The organism is Rhodococcus sp. IEGM 27, assembly GCF_033142305.1.
In the GTDB taxonomy this organism is placed as follows: domain Bacteria; phylum Actinomycetota; class Actinomycetes; order Mycobacteriales; family Mycobacteriaceae; genus Rhodococcus_F; species Rhodococcus_F oxybenzonivorans.
Genome location: NZ_JAWLSG010000002.1, coordinates 448,947 through 475,689, shown reverse-complemented (window position 1 = coordinate 475,689; position 26,743 = coordinate 448,947). Strand labels below are relative to the sequence as shown.

23 protein-coding genes and 6 tRNA genes are annotated in these 26,743 nt (G+C 66.4%); 13 read left to right on the top strand and 16 right to left on the bottom strand.

The window, feature by feature from the left end; translation table 11 throughout:
* Positions 1 to 18 precede the first annotated feature (18 nt).
* The 9 genes from R4P95_RS08635 to R4P95_RS08595 form a co-directional block, all read right to left on the bottom strand.
* The gene (locus R4P95_RS08635) at positions 19 to 1,041 is read right to left on the bottom strand and encodes an NUDIX hydrolase (RefSeq protein WP_213571805.1); all 1,023 of its coding nucleotides are present in this window, start codon (positions 1,039 to 1,041) and stop codon (positions 19 to 21) included.
* Entirely contained in the window at positions 1,038 to 2,165 is a 1,128-nt protein-coding gene (locus R4P95_RS08630) for a glycosyltransferase family 4 protein (protein WP_213571804.1), read from the bottom strand. The genes R4P95_RS08635 and R4P95_RS08630 overlap by 4 nt, the downstream gene beginning before the upstream one ends.
* On the bottom strand, positions 2,162 to 3,067 hold the full coding sequence (locus tag R4P95_RS08625; protein ID WP_213571803.1) for a phosphatidylinositol mannoside acyltransferase: 906 nt from the start codon (positions 3,065 to 3,067) through the stop codon (positions 2,162 to 2,164). The genes R4P95_RS08630 and R4P95_RS08625 overlap by 4 nt, the downstream gene beginning before the upstream one ends.
* Positions 3,064 to 3,729: a phosphatidylinositol phosphate synthase gene (gene pgsA, locus R4P95_RS08620; protein ID WP_213571802.1), complete on the bottom strand. Its 666-nt coding sequence runs from the start codon at positions 3,727 to 3,729 to the stop codon at positions 3,064 to 3,066. The genes R4P95_RS08625 and pgsA overlap by 4 nt, the downstream gene beginning before the upstream one ends.
* 79 nt (positions 3,730 to 3,808) lie before the next feature.
* A complete protein-coding gene (locus tag R4P95_RS08615; RefSeq protein ID WP_213571801.1) occupies positions 3,809 to 4,384 on the bottom strand; it encodes an HIT family protein in 576 nt (191 codons plus the stop codon).
* Between the two features lie 5 nt (positions 4,385 to 4,389).
* Entirely contained in the window at positions 4,390 to 6,447 is a 2,058-nt protein-coding gene (thrS, locus tag R4P95_RS08610) for a threonine--tRNA ligase (protein ID WP_213571800.1), read from the bottom strand.
* Between the two features lie 94 nt (positions 6,448 to 6,541).
* Positions 6,542 to 6,952 carry a TIGR02611 family protein gene (locus R4P95_RS08605; RefSeq protein WP_317745139.1) on the bottom strand — a complete coding sequence of 137 codons (411 nt, stop codon included), beginning with the start codon at positions 6,950 to 6,952 and terminating at the stop codon, positions 6,542 to 6,544.
* A 250-nt stretch (positions 6,953 to 7,202) separates the two neighbouring features.
* Complete coding sequence (locus R4P95_RS08600) at positions 7,203 to 8,405, bottom strand: RtcB family protein (RefSeq protein ID WP_213571799.1); 1,203 nt, start codon at positions 8,403 to 8,405, stop codon at positions 7,203 to 7,205.
* A gap of 162 nt (positions 8,406 to 8,567) precedes the next feature.
* Positions 8,568 to 8,639: transfer RNA gene (locus R4P95_RS08595), tRNA-Val, on the bottom strand.
* Positions 8,640 to 8,866: 227 nt separating this feature from the next.
* On the opposite strand from R4P95_RS08595, the gene R4P95_RS08590 reads away from it, so the two are divergent.
* From R4P95_RS08590 to R4P95_RS08570, 5 genes are all read left to right on the top strand, one after another.
* Positions 8,867 to 8,939, top strand: a tRNA-Gly gene (locus tag R4P95_RS08590).
* Positions 8,940 to 8,963: 24 nt separating this feature from the next.
* Positions 8,964 to 9,034, top strand: a tRNA-Cys gene (locus R4P95_RS08585).
* A 1-nt stretch (position 9,035) separates the two neighbouring features.
* A tRNA-Val gene (locus R4P95_RS08580) sits at positions 9,036 to 9,107 on the top strand.
* Between the two features lie 71 nt (positions 9,108 to 9,178).
* Positions 9,179 to 9,254, top strand: a tRNA-Gly gene (locus R4P95_RS08575).
* Positions 9,255 to 9,269: 15 nt separating this feature from the next.
* Positions 9,270 to 9,344: transfer RNA gene (locus tag R4P95_RS08570), tRNA-Val, on the top strand.
* 75 nt (positions 9,345 to 9,419) lie between these two features.
* On the opposite strand, the gene R4P95_RS08565 is transcribed toward R4P95_RS08570, so the two are convergent.
* Entirely contained in the window at positions 9,420 to 9,908 is a 489-nt protein-coding gene (locus R4P95_RS08565) for a 2-isopropylmalate synthase (RefSeq protein ID WP_213571798.1), read from the bottom strand.
* Between the two features lie 536 nt (positions 9,909 to 10,444).
* On the opposite strand from R4P95_RS08565, the gene R4P95_RS08560 reads away from it, so the two are divergent.
* The gene (locus tag R4P95_RS08560) at positions 10,445 to 10,975 is read left to right on the top strand and encodes a GNAT family N-acetyltransferase (RefSeq protein ID WP_109330596.1); all 531 of its coding nucleotides are present in this window, start codon (positions 10,445 to 10,447) and stop codon (positions 10,973 to 10,975) included.
* A 10-nt stretch (positions 10,976 to 10,985) separates the two neighbouring features.
* Here the strand turns inward: R4P95_RS08560 and zapE are convergent, their stop codons facing one another.
* The gene (gene zapE / locus R4P95_RS08555; RefSeq protein ID WP_109330598.1) at positions 10,986 to 12,002 is read right to left on the bottom strand and encodes a cell division protein ZapE; all 1,017 of its coding nucleotides are present in this window, start codon (positions 12,000 to 12,002) and stop codon (positions 10,986 to 10,988) included.
* A 34-nt stretch (positions 12,003 to 12,036) separates the two neighbouring features.
* Between zapE and R4P95_RS08550 the strand changes: the two genes are divergently transcribed.
* The 4 genes from R4P95_RS08550 to msrB all read left to right on the top strand — a co-directional run bounded on the left by R4P95_RS08550 (position 12,037) and on the right by msrB (position 16,280).
* Complete coding sequence (locus R4P95_RS08550) at positions 12,037 to 12,825, top strand: pyrimidine reductase family protein (protein ID WP_317746604.1); 789 nt, start codon at positions 12,037 to 12,039, stop codon at positions 12,823 to 12,825.
* A 23-nt stretch (positions 12,826 to 12,848) separates the two neighbouring features.
* Positions 12,849 to 14,414 carry an alpha/beta hydrolase gene (locus R4P95_RS08545; RefSeq protein ID WP_213571796.1) on the top strand — a complete coding sequence of 522 codons (1,566 nt, stop codon included), beginning with the start codon at positions 12,849 to 12,851 and terminating at the stop codon, positions 14,412 to 14,414.
* A 72-nt stretch (positions 14,415 to 14,486) separates the two neighbouring features.
* Positions 14,487 to 15,788, top strand: coding sequence for a glycosyltransferase family 87 protein (locus tag R4P95_RS08540; RefSeq protein ID WP_317746603.1), 1,302 nt, complete (start codon positions 14,487 to 14,489; stop codon positions 15,786 to 15,788).
* A gap of 54 nt (positions 15,789 to 15,842) precedes the next feature.
* The gene (msrB, locus tag R4P95_RS08535) at positions 15,843 to 16,280 is read left to right on the top strand and encodes a peptide-methionine (R)-S-oxide reductase MsrB (RefSeq protein ID WP_109330604.1); all 438 of its coding nucleotides are present in this window, start codon (positions 15,843 to 15,845) and stop codon (positions 16,278 to 16,280) included.
* Here msrB and R4P95_RS08530 read toward each other — a convergent pair.
* From R4P95_RS08530 to hemE, 4 genes are read right to left on the bottom strand one after another with little or no spacing between them, the layout of a single operon-like run.
* Complete coding sequence (locus R4P95_RS08530; protein ID WP_317746602.1) at positions 16,240 to 18,588, bottom strand: molybdopterin-dependent oxidoreductase; 2,349 nt, start codon at positions 18,586 to 18,588, stop codon at positions 16,240 to 16,242. The genes msrB and R4P95_RS08530 overlap by 41 nt on opposite strands.
* 15 nt (positions 18,589 to 18,603) lie before the next feature.
* On the bottom strand, positions 18,604 to 19,299 hold the full coding sequence (gene hemQ / locus R4P95_RS08525) for a hydrogen peroxide-dependent heme synthase (protein WP_109330606.1): 696 nt from the start codon (positions 19,297 to 19,299) through the stop codon (positions 18,604 to 18,606).
* Positions 19,300 to 19,303: 4 nt separating this feature from the next.
* On the bottom strand, positions 19,304 to 20,665 hold the full coding sequence (locus R4P95_RS08520; RefSeq protein WP_317746601.1) for a protoporphyrinogen oxidase: 1,362 nt from the start codon (positions 20,663 to 20,665) through the stop codon (positions 19,304 to 19,306).
* Positions 20,662 to 21,729 carry a uroporphyrinogen decarboxylase gene (gene hemE, locus R4P95_RS08515; RefSeq protein WP_317746629.1) on the bottom strand — a complete coding sequence of 356 codons (1,068 nt, stop codon included), beginning with the start codon at positions 21,727 to 21,729 and terminating at the stop codon, positions 20,662 to 20,664. The genes R4P95_RS08520 and hemE overlap by 4 nt, the downstream gene beginning before the upstream one ends.
* A 161-nt stretch (positions 21,730 to 21,890) precedes the next feature.
* Between hemE and R4P95_RS08510 the strand changes: the two genes are divergently transcribed.
* Positions 21,891 to 22,484 carry a DUF3000 domain-containing protein gene (locus R4P95_RS08510; protein ID WP_317746600.1) on the top strand — a complete coding sequence of 198 codons (594 nt, stop codon included), beginning with the start codon at positions 21,891 to 21,893 and terminating at the stop codon, positions 22,482 to 22,484.
* 3 nt (positions 22,485 to 22,487) lie between these two features.
* Here the strand turns inward: R4P95_RS08510 and R4P95_RS08505 are convergent, their stop codons facing one another.
* The gene (locus R4P95_RS08505) at positions 22,488 to 23,735 is read right to left on the bottom strand and encodes an alpha/beta hydrolase (RefSeq protein WP_317746599.1); all 1,248 of its coding nucleotides are present in this window, start codon (positions 23,733 to 23,735) and stop codon (positions 22,488 to 22,490) included.
* Positions 23,736 to 23,894: 159 nt separating this feature from the next.
* Here R4P95_RS08505 and R4P95_RS08500 point away from each other — a divergent pair, with 159 nt between their 5' ends.
* Together R4P95_RS08500 and R4P95_RS08495 are read left to right on the top strand one after the other, a co-directional pair.
* Positions 23,895 to 25,289, top strand: coding sequence for a WS/DGAT/MGAT family O-acyltransferase (locus R4P95_RS08500; protein ID WP_213571792.1), 1,395 nt, complete (start codon positions 23,895 to 23,897; stop codon positions 25,287 to 25,289).
* Positions 25,290 to 25,338: 49 nt separating this feature from the next.
* Positions 25,339 to 26,673, top strand: coding sequence for a ribonuclease D (locus R4P95_RS08495; RefSeq protein ID WP_317746598.1), 1,335 nt, complete (start codon positions 25,339 to 25,341; stop codon positions 26,671 to 26,673).
* The last annotated feature ends 70 nt before the right edge of the window (positions 26,674 to 26,743 follow it).

Here is a 26,743-nt window from a genome sequence, read left to right as displayed (position 1 = left end):
TCGAGTACGCTCCGCGACTTACGTGATGGCACGCACTTCGGGGTTGTCGGCGGCGGCTGCGACGGCTGCGGCCTCCTCGAGCAGATCGGCAAGATCGCGTGGATAGACGGCTTCACCGGCAGCCGTCAGTTCCCGGACGCAGTCCGCAGTACACCACCGGTGGCCGGTGATAGTGCGCTCCTCGAGTTCTGTGAACCCGCCGTGGTGAGGTTCGAAACCCTCCGTCTGCAGGGCGAAGAACAGTTCCTCGGAGCGAATCAGCTCACCGCCCCAGGAGAAGATCGCCACCCGGCGCCACATCGGGCCGCGCAGCGACTCCGCGGAAGCGGTGTACCCGGTCTCCTCGGCGATTTCCCGGACCGCCGCAGCACGCAGGTTCTCCCCCTTTTCGACCGCGCCACCGATCGTGAACCAGTAGTAGGTGTCGGGAATCTCCGGATCGTGGCCCCTCAGCAACAGCACACGGCCGCGCTCGTCGAGCAGCACCACCCGCGCGGACGTGCGGACGGAGTCGAGCGACAAACCGTCGGTCACCGCCGCAGCCGACGCGCGTTCCGTGATCTCGAAATAGGTCGGTAGCGGTGCGGTGCCGCCCAGGTGTAACCAGCGAACGGGTCTGCGGGCGCGTAATGCCAGGGTGTCCCGTACGGCATCGTTGTGGAAACGGCGCGCAATCAGGACCCTCGCCTCCGCGTCCGCGAGTTCCGCGACGAGCTGAGGTCTGAGATCTTCGGGATCGAGCAGCGAGAGCGCGCTGGACAACGCGTTCTCCGCGCTTTCGCGTTCGGTGCGCTCCGACCGCTCGGCGCGGGCGGCCAGGGCAGTGAGCCTCCTTGCCTCGGGTGGGTCCATCGCCGCAGCCGCAGCCCGCACGACCACCGCCCGACGGGCCAGCGCGGAGTCGAGGGCCTGCCAGGACAGATCGGAACGCACGTGCAAACGGTCGAGTCGGTTGGCCGTTCCGTAGGCCCACAACCCGATCGCCAGAACGACCACTGCCACGAGGGCCAGAACGAAGATGGTCAGCGCGGAGAAGGTCACGATCCGACCTCGTGGACGCCGTCGCGCCCGACGGTTACCGTCTCGTACACCCGCAGAATCTGTTCGGCCACCACCGGCCAGTCGTATTCGGTGACGACCGTCCTCCCGACCTCGGTCAGTGCGGCACTGCGCGCCGGGTCGCCGAGCACGGAATCGATACCCTCGGCGAGCGCCGCGGAATCACCCACCGGCACGAGCACACCCGCCTGCCCGTCGCGGAGGACGCGGCGGAACGCGTCGAGTTCACTTGCCACCACCGCGGCGCCGGCCGCCATCGCTTCCACCAGCACGATCCCGAAACTCTCCCCGCCCAGATTGGGGGCGCAGTACACGTCGGCACTACGCAGAGCCGACGCCTTCTCGGCATCGCCGACCTGGCCGAGGAGGCACAGGTGCCCGAACAGCGGGCCCGCCTCACGACGTAGGCGGTCCTCGTCTCCCCGGCCGACCACCAGCACCTGCAGCTCCGGGTACTTGTCGACCAGCGCGGGAAGCGCGCGCAACAGCACAGACATGCCTTTGCGCGGCTCGTCGTATCGCCCGAGGAACACAATGGTCCGGCCCGGGCGGGGGTAGCCCGGCAACGGTTCGGCGTTCGCAAAGGCCCCCACGTCGACACCGTTGGGGATCTCGACGGCGTCCGACCCGAGCGATTCCACCTGCCATCGGCGCGCCAGTTCCGATACCGCGATCCGTCCGCTGATCCTCTCCAGGTAGGGCTGGAGGACTCCCTGAAAGGTGCTGAGCACCAATGATTTCGTCGTCGACGTGTGAAAAGTCGCCACGATCGGTCCCTCGGCCACCCGCATGGCGAGCATCGACAGGCTCGGCGCATTGGGTTCGTGGATGTGCAGGACATCGAAGTCGTTGTCGGAAATCCAGCGCCGCACCCGCGCGCTCGCGGTAGGTCCGAAACTCAACCGGGCCACCGATCCGTTGTACGGAATGGCCAGCGCCCGGCCGGCCGACACGACGAAGTCGGGCAATTCGATGTCGTCCGAAGCGGGGGCCAGGACGCTGACCTTGTGCCCGCGTTCGATCAACACCTCGGCGAGATCTACGACGTGGGCTTGTACCCCGCCCGGAACATCGAACGAGTACGGACACACCATGCCGATCTTCACGGGCTCTCCATACGCGTGAGCCTCGCCTGCGACAGGTCGGACAGCCAGAGCGGCTGCAGCATGTGCCAGTCCTCCGGGTGCTGGGCGATGTTCGCCTCGAACCGTTCCGCCAGCGCCTGGGTGGCCGCCGCCACCCCGACTGACGTATCGATCGGGGGATCGATTCGGAAACCCCACCCGTCCTCGGTGAACCAGCAGTGCACGGGCAGGAGCGGAGCACCGGTGTCGATCGCCAGCTTCGCCGGACCTGCGGGCATCCGCGTCGGTTCCCCGAAAAATGTGACGGGAACGCCCTTCTTCGCGAGATCGCGTTCACCGAGGAGGCACACGATTCCGTTGTCGCGCAGGCGCGCCGACAGTTCGACGAACGGGGGATGCTCTCCCCCGCTCAGCGGGAAGATCTCGAATCCCAGCCCTTCGCGGTAGTCGACGAAACGCTGATACAGCGACTCCGGCTTCAACCGCTCGGCCACGGTGGACAGCGTGCCCCAGTGCTGCACACACCACACTCCGGCCATGTCCCAGTTACCGCTGTGCGGCAGTGCGAGTACCGCTCCGCGGCCCGCGGCTTTCGCGGCGTCCAGATGCTCCTGTCCTTCGATGAGCGCGTCGAGAGCCGCCCCGGTCTTCTCCAAATCCATGGCCGGCAGCCGGAACGCCTCCCGCCAGTACCGCGCATAGGACCGCAGCGACGCACGCACCAGCGACTCCGGAACCTCCTCCGGAGTCACTCGCAGCACGCGAGCAAGGTTGCGGCGCAACTGTTCGGGACCCCCGCCTTTGCGTGCGGCGAAGTCGGCACCCGTCTCGAACAGGGTGACAGCGACTCGCTCGGGCAGGGCGCGGACCAGCCGCCAGCCGGCCGCATAGCCGAGGTCGGCGACCCGATCACCGACGCTCATTGCGCCGTCGCCTGTCCGTCTTCGGGCGTCGTGCCGGGTGCCGGCAGCGAGAGGACGTCCCGTGCGCCGGCCGACCCCCGCACCGCCAGAACCCGCTGGAACACCGTGAGCACGCTGCCCGCAGCGAGGAGCCACATGGCGACGTGGATCGCCCACGGCACGCCGAGCCCGGTGACACCGGCCCCGATGAGGACGATGACCAATCGATCGGGCCGTTCGATGAGTCCGCCGTCCGCGGACAACCCGCTCGCCTCGGCGCGGGCCTTGGCGTAGGAGATCACCTGCGAGGTGACCAGGCACACCAGAGTCGCGATCACGAGCGGCTTGCTCGCCTCGTGGTACACGGCCCACCAGGCGAGACCGGCGAAAATCGCACCGTCCGCCACTCGGTCACAGGTGGCGTCGAGGACGGCGCCGAATCGAGTTCCCCCACCACGGGCACGGGCCATCGCGCCGTCCAGCATGTCGAACAGGACGAACACGGTGATGACAACCGCACCCCAGAACAGATGTCCGCTGGGAAACAGCACGACCGCCCCAGCCACGGTCGCGACGGTCCCTATCACTGTGACCGAATCGGGGGTCAGCCCGGTCTTGACCAGAGCCCTCCCCAACGGCGCGGTCACCTTGGACACCGGTGCCCGTCCGAAAAAGCTCAGCACCTGCCCACCCCGTTCATCACGTCCTGCCACCGACCCTGCACGGAGGAGTGTGCGACCCCCGCGTCATTCATCTATCGAGTCATTCATTCCAAGCCTTCGCCAGCAGACCACGGGTCTCGCGCAACAACTGTGGCATGACCTTGACGCCGGCGAGGACCGTGATGAAGTTGGCGTCCCCACCCCACCGGGGAACCACATGCTGATGGAGATGTTCAGCGAGGGAGCCGCCGGCGGCGGCCCCCAGGTTCAGACCCACATTGAAACCGTCCGGCCGCGACACCCGCTTGATGACGCGCAGCGCCTGCTGAGTGAAGGACATCAGCTCGGCGCTTTCTTCCTCCGTGAGGTCCTCGAGCGCGGCGACCTTGCGGTAGGGCACGACCATCAGGTGACCAGGGTTGTACGGATACAGGTTGAGCACCGCGTAGACGTGCTCGCCGCGCGCGACGATCAGCCCGTCCTCGTCGTTCATCTTCGGGATGTCGGTGAACGGTTCGTTCGGAGTGTCCGGAGACTTCGGCGCCTCGGCGATGTACGACATGCGGTGCGGCGACCAGATCCGCTGCAGATGGTCCGGCTGACCGGGACCACGATCGACGAGACTACCGGGACTGTCTCGAATCCCGTCGGCGGTCACATCATCCCCTCCTGCCATGTGTGTCACCCTCTCCCACCGGGTTGGAGCAACTCCGCGGTCGGGGATGCGTTCTCACGGCGCGCGACCCATTCGGTGACGATCCGAACGGCATCGTCGACCGCCACACCGTTCACCTGAGTGCCGTCGCGGAAGCGGAAGCTCACGGCACCCGCCTCGACGTCGCGGGCACCCGCGAGGAGCATGAACGGAACCTTCTGCGCGGTGTTGTTGAAGATCTTCTTCTGCATCCGGTCGTCGCTCGCGTCGACCTCCGCGCGAATCCCCGCCGCCTTCAACTGCTTCACCACGTCGAAAAGATGATCGGCAAACGCCTCGGCGACCGGGATGCCCACCACCTGGACGGGTGCAAGCCAGGCCGGGAACGCACCTGCGTAGTGCTCGGTCAGCACACCGAAGAATCGCTCGATCGAGCCGAACAACGCGCGGTGGATCATCACGGGCCGCTTCTTCGTGCCGTCGTTCGCCGTGTACTCGAGGTCGAAGCGCTCGGGCAGGTTGAAGTCGAGTTGGATGGTCGACATCTGCCAGGTCCGACCCAGGGCGTCCTGCACCTGCACCGAAATCTTCGGACCGTAGAAAGCGGCGCCCCCGGGGTCGGGCACGAGGTTCAGCCCCGACGCCTCGGCGACCTCGGCCAGCGTCTGCGTGGCCTCTTCCCACACCGCGTCGTCACCGACGAATTTGTCCGGGTTCTTGGTGGACAGTTCCAGGTAGAAGTCGTCGAGCCCGTAATCCTTCAGGAGCCCGAGAACGAACTGCAGGGTGGTGGCCAATTCGTCGCGCATCTGCTCGCGGGTGCAGTAGATGTGCGCGTCGTCTTGTGTCATGCCGCGCACGCGGGTCAACCCGTGTACGACACCCGACTTCTCGTACCGGTACACGGAGCCGAACTCGAAGAGCCGCAACGGCAATTCCCGGTACGACCGTCCGCGGGACCGGAAGATCAAATTGTGCATCGGGCAGTTCATCGGCTTGAGGTAGTAGTCCTGCCCCGGCTTGCGCACGGTGCCGTCCTCGTTCAATTCCTCGTCGATGTGCATGGCCGGGAACATGCCGTCCCGGTACCAGTCGAGGTGACCCGACACCTCGTAGAGGTGCCCCTTCGTGATGTGCGGGGTGTTGACGAACTCGTAGCCCTCGTCGACGTGCCGCTTGCGCGAGTAATCCTCCATCTCGGTGCGGATGATGCCGCCCTTGGGGTGGAACACGGGCAGGCCCGAGCCGAGCTCGTCGGGGAAACTGAAGAGATCGAGTTCGGCGCCCAACTTCCGGTGGTCGCGCCGTTCTGCTTCGGCGAGCAGCTCGAGGTGCTGTTCCTGGGCCTCGGCCGATTCCCAGGCGGTGCCGTAGATCCGCTGGAGATCGGCGTTGTCCTGGTTACCTCGCCAGTAAGCGGCGGAACTGCGGGTGAGCTTGAACGCGGGAATGTGCTTGGTGGTGGGGATGTGCGGGCCACGGCAGAGGTCGCCCCAGATCTTCTCCCCTGTGCGCGGATCCAGGTTGTCGTAGATGGTCAGCTCGTTGCCGCCGACTTCCATGACCTCCGGGTCGTCGATGCCCGACTTGTCGTCGATCAGTTCGAGCTTGAACGGTTCCTTCGCCAACTCCGCGCGAGCCTCGTCGAGAGAGTCGACGACACGACGAGAAAACCGCTGAGAGCCCTTGATGATCTTCTTCATCCGCTTCTCGAGGTTCGCGAGATCCTCCGGAGTGAAGGGACGATCGACCGCGAAGTCGTAGTAGAAGCCGTCCTTGATGGGCGGACCGATGCCGAGCTTGGCCTCGGGAAACTCCTGCTGCACGGCTTGCGCGAGGACGTGCGCCGCGGAGTGGCGGATGACGCTGCGCCCGTCCTCGGTGTTCGCGGCCACCGGCTCGACGTCGGTGTCTACATCCGGCACCCACGACAGGTCCTTCAGCTGACCCTCGGCGTCACGGACCACGACGACGACGTCCGGACCCTTGCTCGGGTAACCGGCTTCCCGAACCGCGGTTCCGGCCGTAGTCCCTGCGGGCACCCGGACAAGGGCGGCGGGGGCGACGGATGCGGGCGTGGTCACAGCGATGTTCTCCTAGGTGAGGTGTGCGGTGCAGACATGAAGAATGTGCCAGCCCATGCTATCGGCCCAGCTGTGCTACCCAATCATGCGTCCGCTAGAGGGGGCTCTCCAGCCACGGGTAGTCGAGGCCGACCCACGTCCCGACCAGACCGAACGTTCCCAGTAACCACAGGGTGGCCAGCACGATCAGACCCGTCAGCACCGCGCCGACACCTTTGACGAGCAGCGACTGCCGGGAGAACCAGTCCATGAAGGCGTCGTACTTCGTGCGCGCGAAGCGAAGCAGTCGATGGGCCCACTCGAACTCGGACGCCAGAATGCCGAGTCCGGCGAATACGATCAGCCATCCGGGACCGGGATACGGAATTGCCAGCACGCCGGCGGCCAGCACCAAGGCGCCGATCACACCGACGGCGATGCGGTAACCGAGGTTCAGACTCGGCTTGGCGGCGATCCGAGCGCGCCACCGCTTCCAGCGGCTCTCCGCCTCCTGGAACGGCGACAGGTCGGAATCCTCGGTGTCGACAGGGTCGGGACCCTCGGTGTCGACAGGGTCGGGACCCTCCGTGTCGGCCTTGTCCGCACGGTCGGCCTCGTCCGGCCGGACTTCCCCGGTGCTCACGATCTACCTGCCCCTCGTGTGTCGACCCAGTGTGAACGGCGATCCGTGACGAAGCAGGCACGGAGGCGCGAGTGAAACTGCCATCATCCACCCTACCCAGTGCCCGCCGCACGGTCGCGCCGTCAGGTCTGGTCTAGCCCTTCACACACACGACCTGCCGCAGATGTGCCACGACCTCGACCAAATCGGCCTGCGCATCGATCACCTGCTCGATGTCCTTGTACGCGGCCGGGATCTCGTCGATCACCCCTGCATCCTTACGCGACTCGACGCCGGACGTTTGACGCCTCAAGTCGTCGACCGTGAAACGCTTCTTCGCCTTCGTACGGCTCATGGTTCGACCGGCACCGTGCGACGCGGAGTTGAAGGACAGTTCCGACCCCAGTCCCCGCACCACGTACGAACCGGTGCCCATGGAACCGGGAATGAGACCGAGATCTCCCTTCCCGGCGCGAATAGCACCCTTGCGGGTCACGAGCATCGTCTCCCCGTCGACGACCTCCTCGGACACATAGTTGTGGTGGCACGAGATCGGATCGTCGAAACGGACGGGTCGAGTCGGCAGAGCGTCCCGGAATGCCTGCATGATCAGGGCGAGCATGACGGCGCGGTTGCGGGCCGCGTATTCCTGGGCCCACGACAGGTCGTGGCGGTAGGCGTCCATCTCGGGTGTACCTGCGAGAAAGACCGCGAGATCACGATCGACCAGCCTCTGGTTGTGCTGCAATGTCCGCGCCACCGCGATGTGTCGCTCGGCCAGTTCCTTCCCGATGTTGCGGGATCCGGAGTGAAGCATGAGCCACACCTCGTCTGCGTCGGACAGACACACCTCGATGAAGTGATTCCCGCCGCCGAGCGTTCCGATCTGCTTCATCGCCTTCGATTCACGAGACTGCACGCCCGGGTGCAGATCGCGGAACTCCTGCCAGAATCGCGTCCATCCCTTGTGGACGCCGGCGCCGGACACCGAGAGGGCACCGGTGTCGAGGGACTTTTCGTGCATGGCGAATCCCACCGGAACCGCACGCTCGATGCGCGCGCGCAGCGACCGCAGACTGTCCGGTAGGTCGTCGGCGGTGACATCGGTCCTGACCGCTGTCATGCCGCAGCCGATGTCGACCCCCACGGCGGCAGGTGCGACAGCCTGACGCATCGCGATGACGGAGCCGACCGTCGCGCCCTTACCGACATGGACGTCGGGCATGACTCGGACACCATGGACCCACGGCAGGTCTGCCATGGTGCGGAGCTGGGCAAGTGCAGCCGGCTCTATAGTCCGTTCTTCCGCCCACATCAAGGTCGGCGCTGCAGTGCCTTCGAGGGTGACGGGAAACATTCGACTTCGATCCTTCGACAGCGGCCACCGCGGGTGCGGTTCGGCCTGCCCTGTCATTGTTCGCCGTTTCCGTGTACCCGGACAACCGAATATCGGCACGTGAGGGCGCACGCAGAAAAGGGCGTCTCCGAATTCCCGGAAACGCCCTCTTCGTGTTCTCGGTGGTCCCGGCTGGGATCGAACCAGCGACCTCCCCGGTGTGAACGGGACGCTCTTCCACTGAGCCACGGGACCGAGGCCACTTGCTCGCGCTCGAACGAGTTGGAACATTAACACGACGGACCGGCCGAACGAAAATCACGTCGTGGTGATTCGCGGTCACCCGCACAGACCACTGCTTCCTGGATGCGCCCCGAAGCCCAGCAGCACTCATGACCTGCAGATTTGTAACTAACAGGCATGGTCGGCTAATGTTCTCAACCGCACCACGGAGAACATTCTCCGCGAGTTACACGGTGCATGCGGACGTGGCGCAGCTGGTAGCGCACAACCTTGCCAAGGTTGGGGTCGCGGGTTCGAATCCCGTCGTCCGCTCGAGAGGTTGGACTCAACCTTCACGGTGGAGTGGCCGAGTGGTGAGGCAACGGCCTGCAAAGCCGTGCACACGGGTTCGATTCCCGTCTCCACCTCGCGCGATTAGCTCAGCGGGAGAGCGCTTCCCTGACACGGAAGAGGTCACTGGTTCAATCCCAGTATCGCGCACCGAGATAGATCGTAGGACTGTAGTACTTGCACGACAGTGGACTCCCCCGGACTCGGGGGTTTTCACGCATGCGGACGTGGCGCAGCTGGTAGCGCACAACCTTGCCAAGGTTGGGGTCGCGGGTTCGAATCCCGTCGTCCGCTCCATTTCTTCTCGATCTCGCGCGATTAGCTCAGCGGGAGAGCGCTTCCCTGACACGGAAGAGGTCACTGGTTCAATCCCAGTATCGCGCACCATCTCTTCGGTTCATCCGAAAAGACATTCCCAGCGGTTCGGCCCCGGTCATACGACCGGGGCCGAACCGCTGTCTGTCACGCCGAGTGCACCCTGTTTGCGCCGGAAATCATCGCGCGCAGCGCCGACTCGGTGTCGGATTCACCGATTCCCATCGTCCACAGTCGCACTCCCCCCGCCTCGCACCTCAGGAAGGTTGCCGTGCGGTGCCCGATTCGATGCTGGTGGAAGGCGAGGATCTCGATCGAACATCCGGCGTCGTAGAGCATCGACGTCATCGCGGACACCGGGCCCGGCGCGAGTGCGCTCATCGTGCAGATCGATTCTCCGATACCCAAGGTCGCCTCGAAGACCCACAGGCCCGGGGCGGCTTTCTTTTCGGACCACCGACCGAGACGGAACGGGCCGGACATCGGCGCATACAGGCTCTCGAACACGGTCCAGCTCATCCCGGCTGCCTCGTCCGCGAATTCGCGGGGGAGCGGCTTTCCGTGACGTGTCGCGAAGGGATCGGCGGCGCTGCTCGACGTGCGACAAGTTGCGGCAAACGAAGTGGAGGTGATCATTCTCGTGGTCTTCCTGAAAGTGACGGGAGGACCAACGCGTAGCTCAACGACCCGCAGCGAGGGGTCGGTCCGTATCAGACCCCGCTACGGCGGAGAACTACGAGAATGCGCTGCATGGGAAGACACTCTAGGCGAGGATCGTCCCGAAGGACAACCTGCTACCTCATCGGGAATCCGGCCGCATATCTTCCCGGTGACGAAATTGTTATCCACGAGCCTGGAACGTGAGGAAATCCTCATGTATCGTCGAACGTGCCATCCACCCCCCCGATGGCAATGAGCCCCAGCCATGACCCCCCATCCAAGGCTGGGGCTCAGTCTTGTTCCGGGTCACCTCCGTCGAACAGAATTCCCGGACGGTCACCGATTCGGGCTGTCATTTTCTCCTTGCGCCGGACTCTGCGCAGTCGACAACGAAGCATCGCATACGGTCGGTTTCACACGCCGCACAGGGCGTGGCAGATTGCGGTGAGGACGCAGCTACGGGACAGTACGCACATAATGGTGAAGAACAGGAAAGACGCGGTGACTGAACGGTGACGGTCGAAATAAATTCCGCGGGGATTTGGGACTCCGAGGCGATCGCCGACGTAGCGGCGGCGACGTTTCCGCTCGCCTGCCCACCCGGCGCCACCCAGGACGACATCGCCACCTTCATCGATGATGTGCTGTCGGCGGAACGATTTTCCGAGTACCTCACAGACCCGCGCCGCACCGTGCTCAAGGTGACCCACGAAGGCGCCATCGTCGGCTATGCAATGTTGATCGACGGAGAACCTGCAGATCCCGAGGTGGCCCGGAGCGTGTCACTGCGTCCCGTCACCGAGATCAGCAAGCTGTATGTGCTGCCGGGCAATCACGGCACCGGAGTCGCGTCCGCGCTGATGAACGCCATCGTCGAGCGCGCCGTTGCCGGGGATTGTGCGGGACTGTGGCTCGGAGTCAATCAGGAGAACCTGCGCGCCCAGCGTTTCTACGAGAAGCACGGCTTCGAGACCGTCGGGACGAAGACCTTCCTGGTCGGGTCGCAGCTACACCACGATTTCGTGATGCAGCGGGCCCTCTGAGCCTGCCGGCTCAGTTCGCGGCTACCTCGAAGCGCGACAACGCGAGGAGCCGTGAGGTGGCGCGGAGATACTTCTTGCGATACCCGCCGGCGAGCATCTCGGGCGTGAAGATGGAGTCGAGCTTCGCGCCCGCCACCGTCACGGGGATGCTGGCGTCGTACAGGCGGTCCGCGAGAACCACGAGCCGCAGAGCCACCGACTGGTCGTCGGCCGGATGGACACCGTCCAGGAACACTGCCGGGATGCCCTCGACCAGCTTGTTGTATCGCGACGGGTGCAGGGTGCTCAGGTGGGCACACAGCGCATCGAAGTCGTCGAGTGTGGCACCGGGGATGGCGTCGGCACGCTCGAGGAGCTCCTCCGAGGAGATCGGGTCGGGCGCCGGCGGCAGGTCGCGGTGCCGGTAGTCGGGGCCATCCACCCGGATGGTCTCGAAGATCGAGCCCAGTTTCTTGATCTCCCGCAGGAAGTCCTGCGCTGCGAAGCGGCCCTCACCGAGCTGGCCGGGAAGGGTGTTCGACGTCGCGACGATGGACACACCACGCGCGGACAGCTCGGACAGCAACCGGGACACGAGCATGGTGTCACCCGGATCGTCGAGTTCGAACTCGTCGATGCAGAGGACACTGTGGTCGGAAAGCTGCTCGACCGCCTTGTTGAACCCCAGCGCGCCGACCACGTGGGTCAGCTCGACGAAGGTGCCGAATGCCTTCGGCGACGGGACGCTGTGGTAGATCGATGCGAGCAGGTGGGTTTTGCCGACGCCGAACCCACCGTCGAGGTAGAGACCGGCACCGGTGGACGGCGTCTTCTTCCCGAAGAGGCCACGTCGGCCGCCGCTGCGGATCTTGCCGACCTTCTTCGAGAACTCCTCGGCCTTCTGAACGGCCACGGCCTGGCTGGGCTCGGCGGGGTCGGGGATGTACGACGCGAAGCTCACCTCGTCGAACATGGCCGGGGGCACCATTTGAGCGACCAACTGATCAGCCGGCACCACGGGGCTGCGATCGACAAGACGTGCATGCATACAAGCAGGGTATCCACGTGTTGTGATCACTAACATGCAGCGTGTGCATATTGCGACCTACCTCACATCGGACTCAGCGCAGCCGGGGACGGATGCCGGTGAATTGACCGGGGACGCCTTGCGTGAGCTGTATGCGTACCCGGTGGAGATGCCGCGACCGTGGGTGCGGGCGAATTTCGTGTGCAGCATCGACGGAGCCGTCTCTGTCGGTGGTGTGAGCGGAACACTCGGAACGCCCGCCGACAAGAAGGTGTTCGACACCCTTCGGGAGGCGGCCGACGTCGTCCTGGTGGGAGCCGGAACCGTCCGCGCCGAAAACTACGGTGGCGTGCGAATCGACGCGGACGGCAGGCAACGCCGTATCGCATCGGGATTGTCCGCCGTCCCGCCGATTGCGGTCGTGTCGGCACGGGCACACCTCGACGCCGACGCCCGACTGTTCACCGATACCGAGGTGGCGCCCATCGTGATCACCTGCGCCGCCGCCGATCCGGTTCGGGTGGCTGCCCTCGCCGAGGCCGGTGCTCACGTCGTTCGCACGGGCGGTTCAGAGATCACAGGCCCTGAGGTGATCGCCGCAGTGGAGGGACTGGGACTGCGCAGAATTCTCTGTGAGGGCGGGCCGAGCCTGTTCGGACAGCTCGTGGCCGACTACCTCGTCGACGAACTCTGCCTCACCACGGCACCCGTCCTGGTGGGGGGAACCGCCGGGCGCATCGCCACCTCCCCCCACGTCGCCACGGTCTCGATGACACCTGCGCACGTCCTCGCCGACACCGACGGCACGGTTCTGACACGCTGGGTGCGGCTTCCCCGCCCGTGAAGGAACCTGGCAGGCTGTCCGGCATGCGCAGATTGGGGTTGCTCGCACTGGTTCTCGTGGTGTGCAGTGCGTGTGGAGCCGGACCGTCGAACCGGCCGCACGTCGCCGTCGAACGCGAGGGCGGCGGCAGCGAACCCACCCCGACCGAGTCCGAGAACGCCGACGCTCCCCCGCCCCAGTTGCAGGTTCCGAAGACGGACCTCACGTGGACGGACTGCACCCCGGGCACCCTCGAGACGCTGGGCCCCGGAGTGGTGGCGCCTTCGGGTCTGATCTTCGAGTGCGCGTCGTACGAGTCGGCCGTCGACGAGAGCGGAGTCCTTCCCGGATCGTTCACCATGGGCGCGATGCGGGCGCGACTCGCGGACACCCCGGCAAACGCCGCCCCCCTCGTCCTGACGTCCGGGTCGGACCGGTCGTCGACGTCGACGCTCGCCGCGCTGAGTACGGGAGGGTTGGCGACTTTGCTCTCGACGCGTCCGGTTGTCGCCGTCGATCGCCGCGGAATCGCGTCGTCACAGAAAATCGAATGCCTTTCGCCGCCGACCTCCGACCTTCGGCGCAGGCTGGCCGACCTCGCACAATTCGATCCGGGTGCCGGCGACCAGGTCGACAAGGTGGCCGCTCTCGGGCGAGATGCCACCATCGCCTGCACCGATTATCTGCAACCGCAAGAACTCGCCTTCGACAGCACCCACGCCGCAGATGACATCGAACAGCTGCGCCGCACGTGGGAGGTCGACTCCCTCGGGATACTGGCCACCGGAAACGGGAGCGCCGTTGCATTGAGCTACGCCGCCGAATACCCGGGACGGGTCGGCCGGCTCGTCCTCGACTCCCCCGCGGTGACCACCGTGGACGCCGCGACCGCCACCGAGCAGCAGGTGGCCGGGCAGGAAGCGGCGTTCGACGCCTTCGCCCGGCAGTGCACCGCACTGAACTGTTCCCTCGGCCCCGACCCGCGAGCGGCGGTCACCGCAGCCGTGGCCGCGGCCGCGGCCGGTCGGATCCCCGGGGTGTCGTCGAACGCGCTACTCACGGCGATCTCGGGAGTACTGGGCACAGCCGGAGGCGACCAGCAGGGCCGGGTACGCATATTGTCCGACGCCGTGTCGGCCGCGACCGCCGGCAACACCGCGCCGCTTCTGGCCCTCGCAGCGCAGGCGGAGGCGGCCTACGAATCCGACGGCCAGTTCATCACCCGATGCACGGACGGGCAGCAGTGGCCTGCCCCGGATCGCGTACGCGAACTCCAGCGCGTGTGGGGTGAACACTTCCCTTTGTTCGGCCCCGATGCGGCCGTCGGCCTCCTGTTGTGCACGTCGTGGCCTGCGACCGCACCGCCCGCGCTCCCCGGTGACCTCGCGATGCCCGTGCTCGTGCTCAGCGGCGCGGCCGACCCCGTCGTCGGTAACGCCGGCGTCGGCACCGTCACCGGGGCAGTGGGCAGCGCGGGCGCCACCACCGCCACCCTGACGTGGCACGGCCGGGGTCACCCGGCCACCCACTCGGACTGCGCGCAGAAGGCCATCGTCTCGTATCTCGCCGACGGAACACTGCCCCCCGACGGCAGCGCCTGCCCCGCCTAGCCGGTGACCGGGCCCGACACCCGCAGGGGGTGCGTGACCGCATGTCACGGCTAGCCGGTGTACCGTGCCGTGGTGTTCCTTCGACATCTCGAACCGCGCACCGGGCGGACTCCTCACGAGGTCATCAACTTCGCGTTGTGGCCGATCGCCGTCATGACCGTGCTGCATCGAGTGGTTGTCAAGGCGGTCAACGGCTACATCACCGACGACTTCCGGCCGGTCTACAACGCCGCCCTGGCGTTCCTCAACCGCCGCCCCGTCTACACCGCCAATTTCGACTGGGTGGACCCGCACTACTTGTATCCGCCGTCCGGAACGCTGCTGATGGCACCGATCGCGATCATCGACCCCGAGAAGTCGCGGTGGCTGTTCATCCTGGCCAACACGATTGCCATCGTCATCGCGTTGTACCTGCTGCTGCGGTTGTTCGGCCTGGGTCTGAACTCGATCGCCGCCCCGATCCTCCTCTTCGCGACGTTTTCGTCGGAAACCGTCACGAACACGCTGGTCTTCACCAACATCAACGGTCTGGTGCTGCTCGGGGAGATTGCGTTCCTGGTGCTGCTCATGAAGCGACGGGACATGTGGTCCGGCGTCGCCATCGGCCTGACGTTCGCGGTGAAACCGATCCTGGCGCCACTTCTCTTACTTCCTCTCGTCCGCGGGCAGTGGAAAGTGTTCGTCACCGCCCTCGGCATCCCCCTCGTCCTCACCGCCGTAGCGTGGCCGCTGTCGGCGGATCCGATGGACTTCGTTCACCACACCGTTCCGTATCTGATGGAGTCGCGCGACTACTTCAACAGCGCGATCGTGGGCAACGGCAGGTACTACGGTCTCCCGACGTGGATGATCTTCACGCTCCGTGGAATCTTCGCCGCACTGGTGGCGGGGTCGCTCTGGCTGCTGTACCGCTATTACCGGCATGACGAACTGTTCTTCGTGGTGACCACGTCCGGTGTCCTGCTGACCGCGTCCTGGCTGCTCGGTTCGCTGGGCCAGATGTACTACTCGATGATGCTGTTCCCGCTCGTCATGTCAGTGGTACTGAAGAACTCGGTGATGCGAAATTGGCCCGCGTGGCTGGCGGTGTACGGGTTCCTCAGTTACGACAGTTGGCTGTCGGGACGGTTCGTCGAGGCGGGCCGCACCGCCGAATACATGAAGACCACCCTCGGGTGGAGTCTGCTGTTGATCGTCATTTTCGGGGTGCTCGCAGTCCGTTACGTCACCGCCAAGCGTGAGGGTCGGCTGGACCAAGGCATAGATCCGGGGTTCCTCCTCGAACCTCGCCCGAAGACCCCGTCGACGGAACCCGAGCTCGAACCGGAACCGGAACCGGAACCGGAAACGGAGTCGGCTGTCGCCAAGTCGTAGCCGACTCGCCGGGCGCTGCGGACCCGCGAACGCGAAACGTATTAGCGTGGAGCCATGAGTTCGCAGCAGAAGGATCCCACTCAGTCCGCACCGAAGGTCGTCCTCTCCGACAGTGAATGGCGGGAGAAGCTGACGCCCGAGGAATACGCGGTACTGCGGCAGGCCGGAACCGAACGTCCCTACGTGGGTGAATACACCGACACGACAACCGAGGGTGTGTACCACTGCCGGGCATGTGGCGCGGAGTTGTTCCGCAGTACCGAGAAATTCGAATCCCATTGCGGGTGGCCGTCGTTCTTCGACCCCGCCGATTCCGATGCCGTCATTCTCCGCGAGGACACGTCGCTGGGTATGCGCCGCGTCGAGGTCATCTGTAAGACGTGCCACAGCCATCTCGGTCACGTCTTCGAAGGCGAGGGCTACCCCACCCCGACCGACCAGCGTTACTGCATCAACTCCATTTCGCTGGTCCTCGAGCCGACCGAGAAGTGATCGTCGGCGGGTCGAAGGCGCGAATCGGCGGCAGCTCGTCCAGATAGCGTTCGATCTGCACCAGCACGTGCTGGCCCGTGCAGCCGCGGGACAGTGAAGAACTGCCCACGTCCGCGGTCAACACGTTCGGGTTGCCGTGCACGCACAGCGACTCCGGGTCGGTGGGGTCGAGCGGGTCGTACCAGGCGCCCGTCGACAACTGCACCACGCCTCGCCGGACACCGTCGTCCACCACGACACCGGCGAGGCAGGAGCCGCGATCGTTGTAGACCCGGACGACGTCACCGGCGACGATGCCGCGAGCCGCGGCATCGTCGGGGTGGATCCGGAGCGGTTCGCGGCCCTTGATCTTCGATTCCCGGCTGGTCGCGCCGTGATCGAGTTGGCTGTGCAGCCGACTCCGCGGCTGATTGGCGATCAGGTGCAGTGGATACTGCTGTGCTCGATCGCCACCGAGCCATTCCTCCGGCTCGTACCAGCGTGGATGGCCGGCGCAGTCCGCGTAACCGAAGCTGTCGATGTCTGCCGAGAAGATCTCGATGCGACCGCTGGGTGTCGCGAGTGGGTACGTGGCCGGGTCGGCACGGAAATCGCCGAACAGCACGAGGTCGTCTTCGGTGCGCATCCGCACCTGCCCGTTTGTCCAGAAGTCGTCGAAGCTCGGCGCCGGGCCGCCGTCCGCCCGAACGAATCCGCGCCATTGTTCGTAGAGATGCTCGAGCCATTGCTGCGACGAGCGTCCTTCGGTGAACTTCTCGCCGACGCCCAGCCTGCGGGCGAGTGCGCTGAATGTGTCGTAATCGTCCTGGGCATCGGCGTACGGGCACACCGCGGCGTGCATGGCGACGAGCAGCGGGTCGTTGCGGGTGCAGCTGATGTCGTCCCGCTCGAGCGACGTGGTGGACGGCACCACGATGTCGGCGTGCCGTGCCATCGGGGTCCAGTACGGCTCGTGGACCACGATCGTCTCGGGGCGTGCCAGGGCCCGCCTGAGCCGGCCGAGATCCTGATGGTGGTGGAACGGGTTTCCCCCAGCCCAGTACAGCATTCGGATATCCGGATAGGTCAGCCGCTGACCGTCGTAGTCGAAGGGTGCTCCCGGATTCAGGAGCATGTCCGAGACCGCCGCCACCGGGATGAAGTCCGGGACCGGGTTGAGTCCCTGCGGCAGGGTGGGCAGGGGGTACGGCACGGGTGCGAGCCCCGGCTCGTTCATCGAACCGTAACCATGGCCGAAGCCCCCGCCGGGCAAACCGACCTGTCCGAGCATCGCGGCAAGAGTGACGCCCATCCACGGCGCCTGCTCCCCGTGCCGCACGCGCTGCAACGACCACGTGACGGTCACCATGGTCCGGCTCGCCGCCATCCGTCGTGCCAGTACCACCAGTTCGTCTGCGGCGATTCCCGAAATCTGCTCCGCCCACGCCGGCGATTTGGGCACTCCGTCGGAACGTCCGAGTAGGTACTCCTCGAAACGGTCGTAACCGACGCAATGGCTTGCCAGGAACGCCGTGTCGCGCAGGCCTTCCGTCGCCAGAACGTAGGCGAGGGCGAGCATGATGGCGACATCGGTGCCGGGGACGGGTGCGTGCCGTTCCGCGGCGCCGTGGAGGTCGTCACGCAGCGGACTGAAGGACACGATGCGGCCACCGCGACGCCGGAGCGCGTCCAGCGCGCCTCGTGTCGGGTGGTCGCTCGTGCCGCCGTGGTTCACTCCGGTGTTCTTCAGCGGGACACCGCCGAAGCACACCAGAAGTTCGGTGTGCTCGGCGATGACCTTCCAGGACGTCGACCGCGCGAACAACTTCCAGTGCGTACCGACGACGCGGGGCATGATCACGCCCGTCGCACCGAGTGAGTAACTGTGGACGGACCGTGTGTAGCCACCGAGCGAGTTGAGGAACCGGTGCACCTGGCTTTGCGCGTGGTGGAACCGTCCGGCGCTGGCCCATCCGTAGGAGCCGCCGAAGATCGCGCTGTTGCCGTACGTGTCGATCACTCGGCGCAGTTCACCGGAAAGGCGCTCCGTCAGCTCTTCCCAGTCGACGGACACGAACTCGTCCGAGCCGCGGGCACTGCTGGGGCCGGGTCCGTTCTCGAGCCAGCCGCGCCGCACGGCAGGGCCGGTGATGCGCGCCTTGTTGCGAACCGAACCGGCGATGTTGCCCAGCGCCGGCGACGGGTCCGAGTCACCCGAATACGGGTGAACCGCGACGACCTCGCCGTCCGACACCTCGGCCTCGAACATCCCCCAATGGGACATGTGCTGGTAGCGGACCCCGCGGTCCGCCTCGTCGACGTCACTCATGGATGGTGCGGTGGATCACGGAAGAGCCGTGACGAGCTTCTCCACATCCACCCGGGGACCGGTGAAGAACGGTACTTCCTCCCGGACGTGCAGGCGTGCCTCGGTGGCCCGGAGATCGCGCATGAGATCGACGATGCGGTACAGCTCGGGCGCCTCGAACGCGAGGATCCACTCGTAGTCCCCCAACGCGAACGAGGGCACGGTGTTGGCGCGGACGTCCTTGTAGGCGCGGGCGGCCATGCCGTGGTCGGCGAGCATCTTGCGGCGCTCCTCGTCCGGCAGGAGGTACCACTCGTAGGACCGCACGAACGGGTACACGCAGATGTAGTTGCCCGGGTCCTCCCCCGCAAGGAAGGCGGGGATGTGGCTCTTGTTGAACTCGGCAGGGCGGTGGCAGGCCACATTGCTCCACACGGGTGCGCTCGCCCGCCCGAGCGCGGTGGTGCGCCGGAAGTCGGAGTACGTGGCCTGCAGCGCCTCGATGCTCGGCGAATGGGTCCAGATCATGAAGTCCGCATCGGCGCGAAGACCGGCCACGTCGTAGAGTCCGCGGACGACGACCCCCTTCTCCGCCTGAGCCTCGAAGAAGATCCGAGCCTCCTTGATCACAGCTTCCCGGTCGTCCCCGAGGACACCGGGTTCCACCTGGAACACGGAGAACATCAGGTAGCGGATTTCAGAGTTCAATGCGTCGAAGTCGAGGCGTGCCATGGGTCTATCGTGCCACTCGCTCGGCGAGGCGTGTAGCCGCCGTCGTCGCAGAGGCGACACAGGCGGGAACACCCACCCCGTGGAGCAACGCGCCGGACACCTCGACACCGTCCAGACCTGCGATGTCGCGCTCGATCTCGGCCACCCGGTCGAGGTGCCCGGGGCCGTACTGCGGCAATCCGCCGTACCACCGCTGGACCCGCGCCGCCACCGGTTCGTCCGTTACTCCGGTGACCGTACCGAGGTCGCGTCGCGCCGCCGCGACGAGATCCGCGTCGGGCGCATCGACGATGCCGGCGTCACCGAACCTGCCGAACGACGCGCGGACCACTGCCACGTCCCGACCGGCGAGATGGGGCCATTTCCGGCTGGACAGCGTGAAGGCCTTGGCCGCGAGCGACGCGTCGGCTGCGACGAGGATTCCCGAGTTCTGCGGTAGGTCCGCCGCGGCGGGAAGAGCCAACGCCACAACAGCAGAGGAGGCGAGGGGAATGCGCCCGGCGGCCGCAGCCGCACCAGGCGCGATCGCGGCGAGCAGGTCCGCGAGTTGCGGTGCGGGTACGGCGAGGACGATGCCGTCCACGAGGCCGACCGGATCGGCCGACCAGCCGCCGGACTCGCGGGTGATGGTCCGTATCTGTTCGTGGACGACGTGCGCGTGTGCGGCGGCTGCGAGCGCGTCGAGGAGAACGCCGTAGCCGTCGCGCAATGCCCCGAAGACCGGCCCGGCGGAGGGCGGAGGAAGCGCCGCCGCCACGGCGGCAGACAGGCTTGCCGCTCCGCGATCGAGGGCGGCGGCAAGGGTGGGCAGGGCGGCCCGCACTCCGATCGTGTCCGCAAGACCCGAATACACGCCTCCGAGCAGCGGATCGACCGAGCGCCACACGACCTGCTCCCCGAACCGCTCGCCCACCAGCGAACCCACCGCGACGTCGGAGCCGGGAACCCAGCGCAGGGGCAGCTCCGACTCCTCTCCGATCCGGGCGAGTGTCCCGTGGTCGACCAGTCCGGCGAGATCTTCGGGCCGGGCGGGGATGCCCATCAGCGTGTTCTGCGGCAACGGGTGCAGCGAATCCTGGGACCAGATGAGCGGACGCAGGCCCGCCGGATGCACAAGTTGCTCGGTCAGGCCCAATTCGGTCAGTAGCGCAGGCACCTCAGGGCGTCGTGCGATGAAGGCCTCCGCCCCCAGATCGAGGGGCTCCCCCGCCAGTAAGTCCGTGCGCAGCTTGCCGCCGAGTCGCCCGGCACCCTCCGCGAGGGTGATGCGCGCTCCGTCGCCCAATTGCTGACGCAGGCGGTACGCCGCGACCAGGCCGGAGATGCCGCCGCCGACCACGAGCACATTCGGCGACGACACCGTCACAGCGAGTGCACCAACTCGACGACGGCGGTGAGGACTCCCGGGTCGGTGTCGGGCAGAACGCCGTGACCGAGGTTGAAGATGTGACCGGTCGTCCCGGATGCCATCGCAGCATCGGCCTCCGCCACGATCCGGCGGACCTGCTTCTCGACGGCCGCCGGTCCGGCGAACAGCACGGAAGGATCCAGGTTGCCCTGCAGCGCCTTACCCGGGCCGACGCGACGGGCCGCGACGTCCAGGGGAATCCGCCAGTCGACGCCTACCACGTCGGCACCCGCTTCCCCCATCGCACCGAGCAGTTCGCCGGTACCCACACCGAAGTGGATTCGCGGAACTCCGGCGCTCTGAATCGCGGCGAACACTCGTTCCGAGTGGGGCAGGACGAACTCGCGGTACTCCGCCAGTGACAGTGCGCCCGCCCACGAGTCGAACAGCTGGACCGCGTCCACCCCGGCGCGCAACTGGGCCTGCAGGAACGTGATCGTGGTGTCGGCCAGGGTGCTCAGTAGTGCGTGCCACGTCTTCGGGTCGGAGTGCATGAGCGCCTTGGTGCGCTCGTGGTTGCGGCTGGGGCCGCCCTCGACCAGATACGACGCGAGAGTGAAGGGGGCACCCGCGAAGCCGATCAACGGGGTCGTGCCGAGTTCGACCGTGAGCAGCCGGACTGCCTCGGCCACCGCGCCCACCTCCTCGGGGACGAGCCGTGGCAGAGCTGCCACGTCCCCGATCGATCGAACCGGGTTGGCTACCACGGGCCCCGTCCCCGCCACGATGTCCAGGTCGATACCGGCCGCTTTGAGCGGCACGACGATGTCGGAGAAGAGAATCGCGGCATCGACACCGTGGCGGCGCACCGGCTGCATGGTGATCTCACTGACCAGCGCAGGGTCGAAGCACGACTCGAGCATTCCGATGCCCGCCCTGATCTTGCGGTACTCGGGCAGCGAGCGCCCCGCCTGCCGCATGAACCAGACGGGACGGTGGCTCGGCGTGCGACCGTTCGCGGCCGCGAGGAACGGTGCGTCGGGAAGCACCCTCCTCGAGGTGAACGTGGCCCGCTCGGCCATGCCTGCATTCGTGCTTTCCAACCCGCTCATCGGTCCTCACGCTCTCTGCCGGCTCGTATTTCGGCAGCTCTCATGCTGCCATGTCCTCGCGCCGTCGCCGATCGGCCCTGCTCGGCGCGCCTCCGACGAGATGCGAACGTCCGGGTCTAACGTCCCGAGCTGTGACGACTTCGGGATCGCGCGCCGAACCCGCCGAGTTCCGCGCCGCCGTCGACGCGATGAACTCCGCGCAGGTTCGTGCGGACATCGAGCTGGGCCCCATCCGGCCCCCTCAGCGACTGGCGCCGTTCAGCTACGCCGTCGGCGCGGAAGTCGTGCACGAGGACACCGGTGTCGTTGCCGAACAGAGCGAGGGCGACGCGTTCGGCCGGCTGATCCTCCTCTACGACCCGGAGGGCGACGAGGCCTGGAACGGCACGATGCGGCTGGTCGCCTACATCCAGGCCGACCTCGATGCCGCTGTCGCGGCGGACCCGCTGCTTCCCGAGGTCGCGTGGAGCTGGCTCGTCGATGCCCTCGAGTCGCGGTCGGAACCACTCACTGCGCTCGGTGGCACGGTCACCGCCACCACGTCCGTCCGCTATGGCGACATCGCCGGACCACCACACGCACACCAATTGGAACTCCGCGCGTCGTGGACCGCGACGTCCGTCGAACTGGCGGCCCACGTCGAGGCGTTCTGCGAGGTGCTGGCTTACGCCGCGGGCCTGCCACCGGCCGGTGTCGCGCAGATCAAGACCCAGAACGGCGATTAGCCGCTACGCCGGTTCCTCAGCCGCCGGAACGTCGGTGGTGGCGCTGCGCGACCATTCCAGGAATCGCCCGACCGCCTGGGTCACCGAAATGCTGCGAATCGACGGGAAGACGTCGAAGGCGTGCTGGGCTCCCCGCAGTTCGGCGTAGGCGACTGGATTGCGGGACACCTTGCGTAACTCGTCGACGAAGAACCGTGCCTCCGCGACCGGCACCAGGGAGTCGCTCGCGCCGTGTATGACGAAGAACGGCGGAGCGTCGGCCCGCACCTGTGCCAAGGGTGACGCGGCCCGGTAGTCGTCTGGGAAGGTGGCGTGCCTGCCGAGGATCAACGGCATCAGTCCGGAATGGACACGCTGAAGGACGGCCCTGATTCCCGAGTCACCGGCGATGTCGTAGACGCCGTAATACGGGACGCACGCGTGTACGGAAGTGTCGGCGTCCTCGAAACCGGGCTGAAACCGCGGGTCGTTGGCGGTGAGACCCACCATGGCAGCCAGGTGACCGCCTGCGGACCCACCCGTGACAGAGATGAAGTCGGGGTTGCCGCCGTAGTTCTCGATATTCTTCCTCATCCAGGCCAGCGCCTGCTTGATCGCGACGAGGTGTTCGGGCCACTTGGCCCGCGGCGAGAGCGGATAGTTCACCGCCACGCACACCCATCCGCGCGACGCCATCTCGAACATCAGCGGCAGACCCTGCTGGTCCTTGTTGCCGATGACCCACCCGCCGCCGTGGATCTGCAGCAGGATCGGGCTGCTCGCCGGGCGGTCCTTGTGGTGGTAGATGTCAAGTTGCGCACGACGACCGCCCGGGCCGTACGCGAGGTTGCGGATGCGCGTGACGTCTTCGTTGGCCATCCGGAACGGATTGAGCAGCTGACGCCATACCGGCCGTCCCGAACGTTCGATGGCGTCGTCGCGATCGGTGTAGTTTTCGCCGAGCGCCTCGACCAGCGCGCTTTCGGCTTCCTCACCTGCTCCACGGCCGGTGGCGATCGCGGCGGCCAGTCCGCTCATCGAGGCGATTGCGAGTGCGACCCCGATGCGGTCGGTGCGGGAACGAATTCCGTGTCGCGCGACGTGGACGGCCGTGTCCGCAGCAGTCGCCGCGAGGAGGTGCGGCGCCAATTCGGTTGTCAGCCATCCGGAAAAGAAGGCGAAGACCGACGTCGGTGCGCCGGGCAGGGGACGCAGCGCATTGGCGGCGAGCGCCGCCCCCACGCCGTGCCGGAGAACGAAGCCTCGAGTCATCCCGACATCGTAGAACATGTTCTATAGATCGACGCCAGGTGCGACCGAGCACCGAGCTGAACAGATGACTGCGCACCTCCTTCACGCCCCGGAGGCCGCCCATCTCGCATTCTCTCCTTTCCATGGACCAATTACTAGAACGTGTTCTACTATTTGAAGATGCAGCGACTCAGCGGGCTCGATGCCTCCTTCCTGTACCTCGAAACCTCGACGCAGCTCCTCCACGTCTGCGGGCTCATCGTGCTCGATACGTCGACGGTCCCCGGCGGCTACAGCTACGGCCGGTTGAAGGAGGAACTCGGCATCCGGACCGAAGCCATCCCGTCGTTCCGGCGGAAGCTGCAGGATTCCCGCTTCAATCTGGATCACCCCGTCTGGGTCGACGACGCCGATTTCGACATCGACCGGCACTGCCACCGGGTGGCCGTTCCGGCCCCCGGCGGACGGGAGGAGCTTGCCGAATTGTGCGGAAACATCGCGGGGCAGCCGCTCGATCGCGCACGACCACTGTGGGAGATGTGGGTCATCGAGGGCTTGGAGGACGGGTCCGTCGCGGTCATGTCCAAGATGCATCACGCAGGAGTCGACGGAGTTACCGGCGCGAGCATGATCGCCCAGCTGTGCGGCCTCGAACCAGATTCGCCGAGGCCCGATCCCACAGACTCCGCCCAGGGCGCCGGCGACGCCAGCTCACTCGAGATCGCCGTCGGTGGATTGCTGTCCGTCGCGTCACGGCCGGTGAAGCTGTTGCAGATCATTCCCCGGAGCGTCGGCCTGCTCCCCCGCTGGATCGACCGTGCACGGCGTGGCGACGCAATGCCCGCGCCGTTCACCGCGCCCCGAACTTCGCTCAACGGCACGCTGACCAGCCACCGCACCATTGCCTTCACCCAGCTCGATTTCGACCTCGTCAAACAGGTGAAGAACGCCTTCGGGGTCAAGGTGAACGACGTGGTCCTCGCCCTCTGCTCGGGGGCACTGCGGACCTACCTCGATATGCGTCGGGAACTACCCGACAAGTCGCTCGTCGCCATCGTGCCGGTGTCGGTGCGCGGCAAGTCGGACCGGCCCGGAACCAATCAGGTGAGCGGGATGTTCACCGAACTGGGCAGCGATATCGAGGATCCGGTGGAACGACTGCTCGCCATCGCCGAACACAACTCCACGTCGAAAGAGCACAACGAGACGTTGGGCGCGACCCTCCTGCAGGACTGGTCCCAGTTCATCGGGCAGTCGGTATTCGGAGCCGCCATGCGCCTGTACTCGACACTCGGACTCGCCGAACGCCATCCCGTCGTGCACAACCTGGTGATCTCGAACGTGCCGGGACCAACAGATCCGCTCTACTTCCTGGGCGCCCTGATCAAGGCGATGTATCCGATGGGACCGATTTTCCACGGGGCCGGCCTCAATGTGACGGTGATGTCCCTGAACGGGCAACTCGACATCGGCTTGATGAGTTGCCCGGAGCTCGCTCCACAGCTCTGGGACCTTGCCGACGCCTTCCCCGACGCTCTGGACGAACTCGCCAAGGCCGCGGCCACCCGTGCCTGACACCGCCGAATCGCTGCGGGAATCGGGCGGCGACGTAGAGTCAGGTCTCATGTCCGAAGTCACCGACGAGACCTCGTCCACTGTCACCGACGAGACCTCGTCCACTGTCACCGACGAGACCTCGTCCACTGTTGCCGACGAGCAGACCGCCCGGCAGGTGGTGCCGCTTCTTGCCCCACGCGATGGGGTGCCGCAGGTGGTGACCACGGCGGAGGGCGTGGCGAAGGCGGCTGCCGCCTTGGGTGAGGGCACCGGGCCTTTGGCTGTGGACGCCGAACGTGCTTCCGGTTTCCGGTATTCGGCTCGGGCGTATCTGGTGCAGCTGCGCCGGGAAGGCGCGGGGACGGTGCTGCTCGATCCGATTCCGACGGCGGCCGACCTCGCACCGCTCGCGGAGGCGATCAATCCGCTGGAGTGGATTCTGCATTCCGCTGATCAGGATCTGCCGGGGCTGGCCGAGCTGGGGCTGGCACCGGCGGCCTTGTTCGACACCGAACTCGCCGGTCGTCTCGCGGGCTTCGAGCGGGTGGGACTTGCCGCCATCGTGGAGCGGACCTTGGGCCTCGAGCTGAGAAAGGGGCACGGTGCCGCGGATTGGTCGAAGCGGCCTCTTCCCAACTCGTGGCTGAATTACGCCGCACTCGACGTGGAGGTTCTCATCGAGTTGCGCGAGGTCATGGCCGCGGAACTCGAGAAGCAGGGTAAGACCGAGTGGGCGGCGCAGGAGTTCGAGCACATCCGGCTGGCCGGTCCGCCGAAGCCCAAGCCCGACCGCTGGCGTCGAACCTCACACATCACGACGTTGAAGACGCAACGCCAGCTCGCCGCGGCGCGCTCCCTCTGGCAGGCGAGGGAGGACCTTGCCCGCACTCGTGACGTCTCCCCCAGCCGGGTGCTGCCCGACTCCGCGATCATCGAGGCGTCGGTGAAGAGTCCGCGGAGCATCGACACTCTGCGCGCCCTTCCGGTGTTCGGCGGCCCGCGTCAGCGGCGGCACACGCGAATCTGGTTGGCGGCGCTGGAGGAGGCGCGGGCGTTGCCGGACGCCGAGTTGCCACCCAAGACTCAGCCCTTCACGGGACCACCTCCGCCGAGCCGGTGGGCGCGGCACGACCCGGCAGCTGCCGACCGGCTGACGGCGGCTCGTGCTGCGCTGGCCACTCTCGGTGAGGAGGTGTCGGTTCCGGTCGAGAATTTGCTGACCCCGGATCTCGTGCGCCGACTGTGCTGGGACTGGACGCCGCCCGTGGACGGGGACGTCGGTGCAGCCGTCGACCGCATCCTCGCAGCGGGTGGCGCGCGTCCGTGGCAGCGGGAGTTGACGGTGCCGGTGCTCGGCGCGGCACTGTCGGCGACCCCCGGCGACGAGCCGCCCAGCGCCTGACCGGCACGATCGCCTGGTTCTACGGGCAAAATCCTGATGAAGCACCCATTAAGTTACCCGCGAGTAACGA

Excerpts from the sequence above, each read along its gene's own strand:
- R4P95_RS08550 (WP_317746604.1), top strand. The coding sequence starts at position 12,037 with ATGCAGCGTGTGCATATTGCGACCTACCTCACATCGGACTCAGCGCAG.
- R4P95_RS08625 (WP_213571803.1), bottom strand. The coding sequence starts at position 3,067 with ATGAGCGTCGGTGATCGGGTCGCCGACCTCGGCTATGCGGCCGGCTGG.
- R4P95_RS08565 (WP_213571798.1), bottom strand. The coding sequence starts at position 9,908 with ATGATCACCTCCACTTCGTTTGCCGCAACTTGTCGCACGTCGAGCAGC.
- msrB (WP_109330604.1), top strand. The coding sequence starts at position 15,843 with ATGAGTTCGCAGCAGAAGGATCCCACTCAGTCCGCACCGAAGGTCGTC.
- hemE (WP_317746629.1), bottom strand. The coding sequence starts at position 21,729 with ATGGCCGAGCGGGCCACGTTCACCTCGAGGAGGGTGCTTCCCGACGCA.
- R4P95_RS08600 (WP_213571799.1), bottom strand. The coding sequence starts at position 8,405 with ATGTTTCCCGTCACCCTCGAAGGCACTGCAGCGCCGACCTTGATGTGG.
- R4P95_RS08495 (WP_317746598.1), top strand. The coding sequence starts at position 25,339 with ATGTCCGAAGTCACCGACGAGACCTCGTCCACTGTCACCGACGAGACC.
- R4P95_RS08505 (WP_317746599.1), bottom strand. The coding sequence starts at position 23,735 with ATGACTCGAGGCTTCGTTCTCCGGCACGGCGTGGGGGCGGCGCTCGCC.
- hemQ (WP_109330606.1), bottom strand. The coding sequence starts at position 19,299 with ATGGCACGCCTCGACTTCGACGCATTGAACTCTGAAATCCGCTACCTG.
- zapE (WP_109330598.1), bottom strand. The coding sequence starts at position 12,002 with ATGCATGCACGTCTTGTCGATCGCAGCCCCGTGGTGCCGGCTGATCAG.
- R4P95_RS08545 (WP_213571796.1), top strand. The coding sequence starts at position 12,849 with ATGCGCAGATTGGGGTTGCTCGCACTGGTTCTCGTGGTGTGCAGTGCG.
- R4P95_RS08500 (WP_213571792.1), top strand. The coding sequence starts at position 23,895 with ATGCAGCGACTCAGCGGGCTCGATGCCTCCTTCCTGTACCTCGAAACC.
- R4P95_RS08615 (WP_213571801.1), bottom strand. The coding sequence starts at position 4,384 with ATGGCAGGAGGGGATGATGTGACCGCCGACGGGATTCGAGACAGTCCC.
- R4P95_RS08530 (WP_317746602.1), bottom strand. The coding sequence starts at position 18,588 with ATGAGTGACGTCGACGAGGCGGACCGCGGGGTCCGCTACCAGCACATG.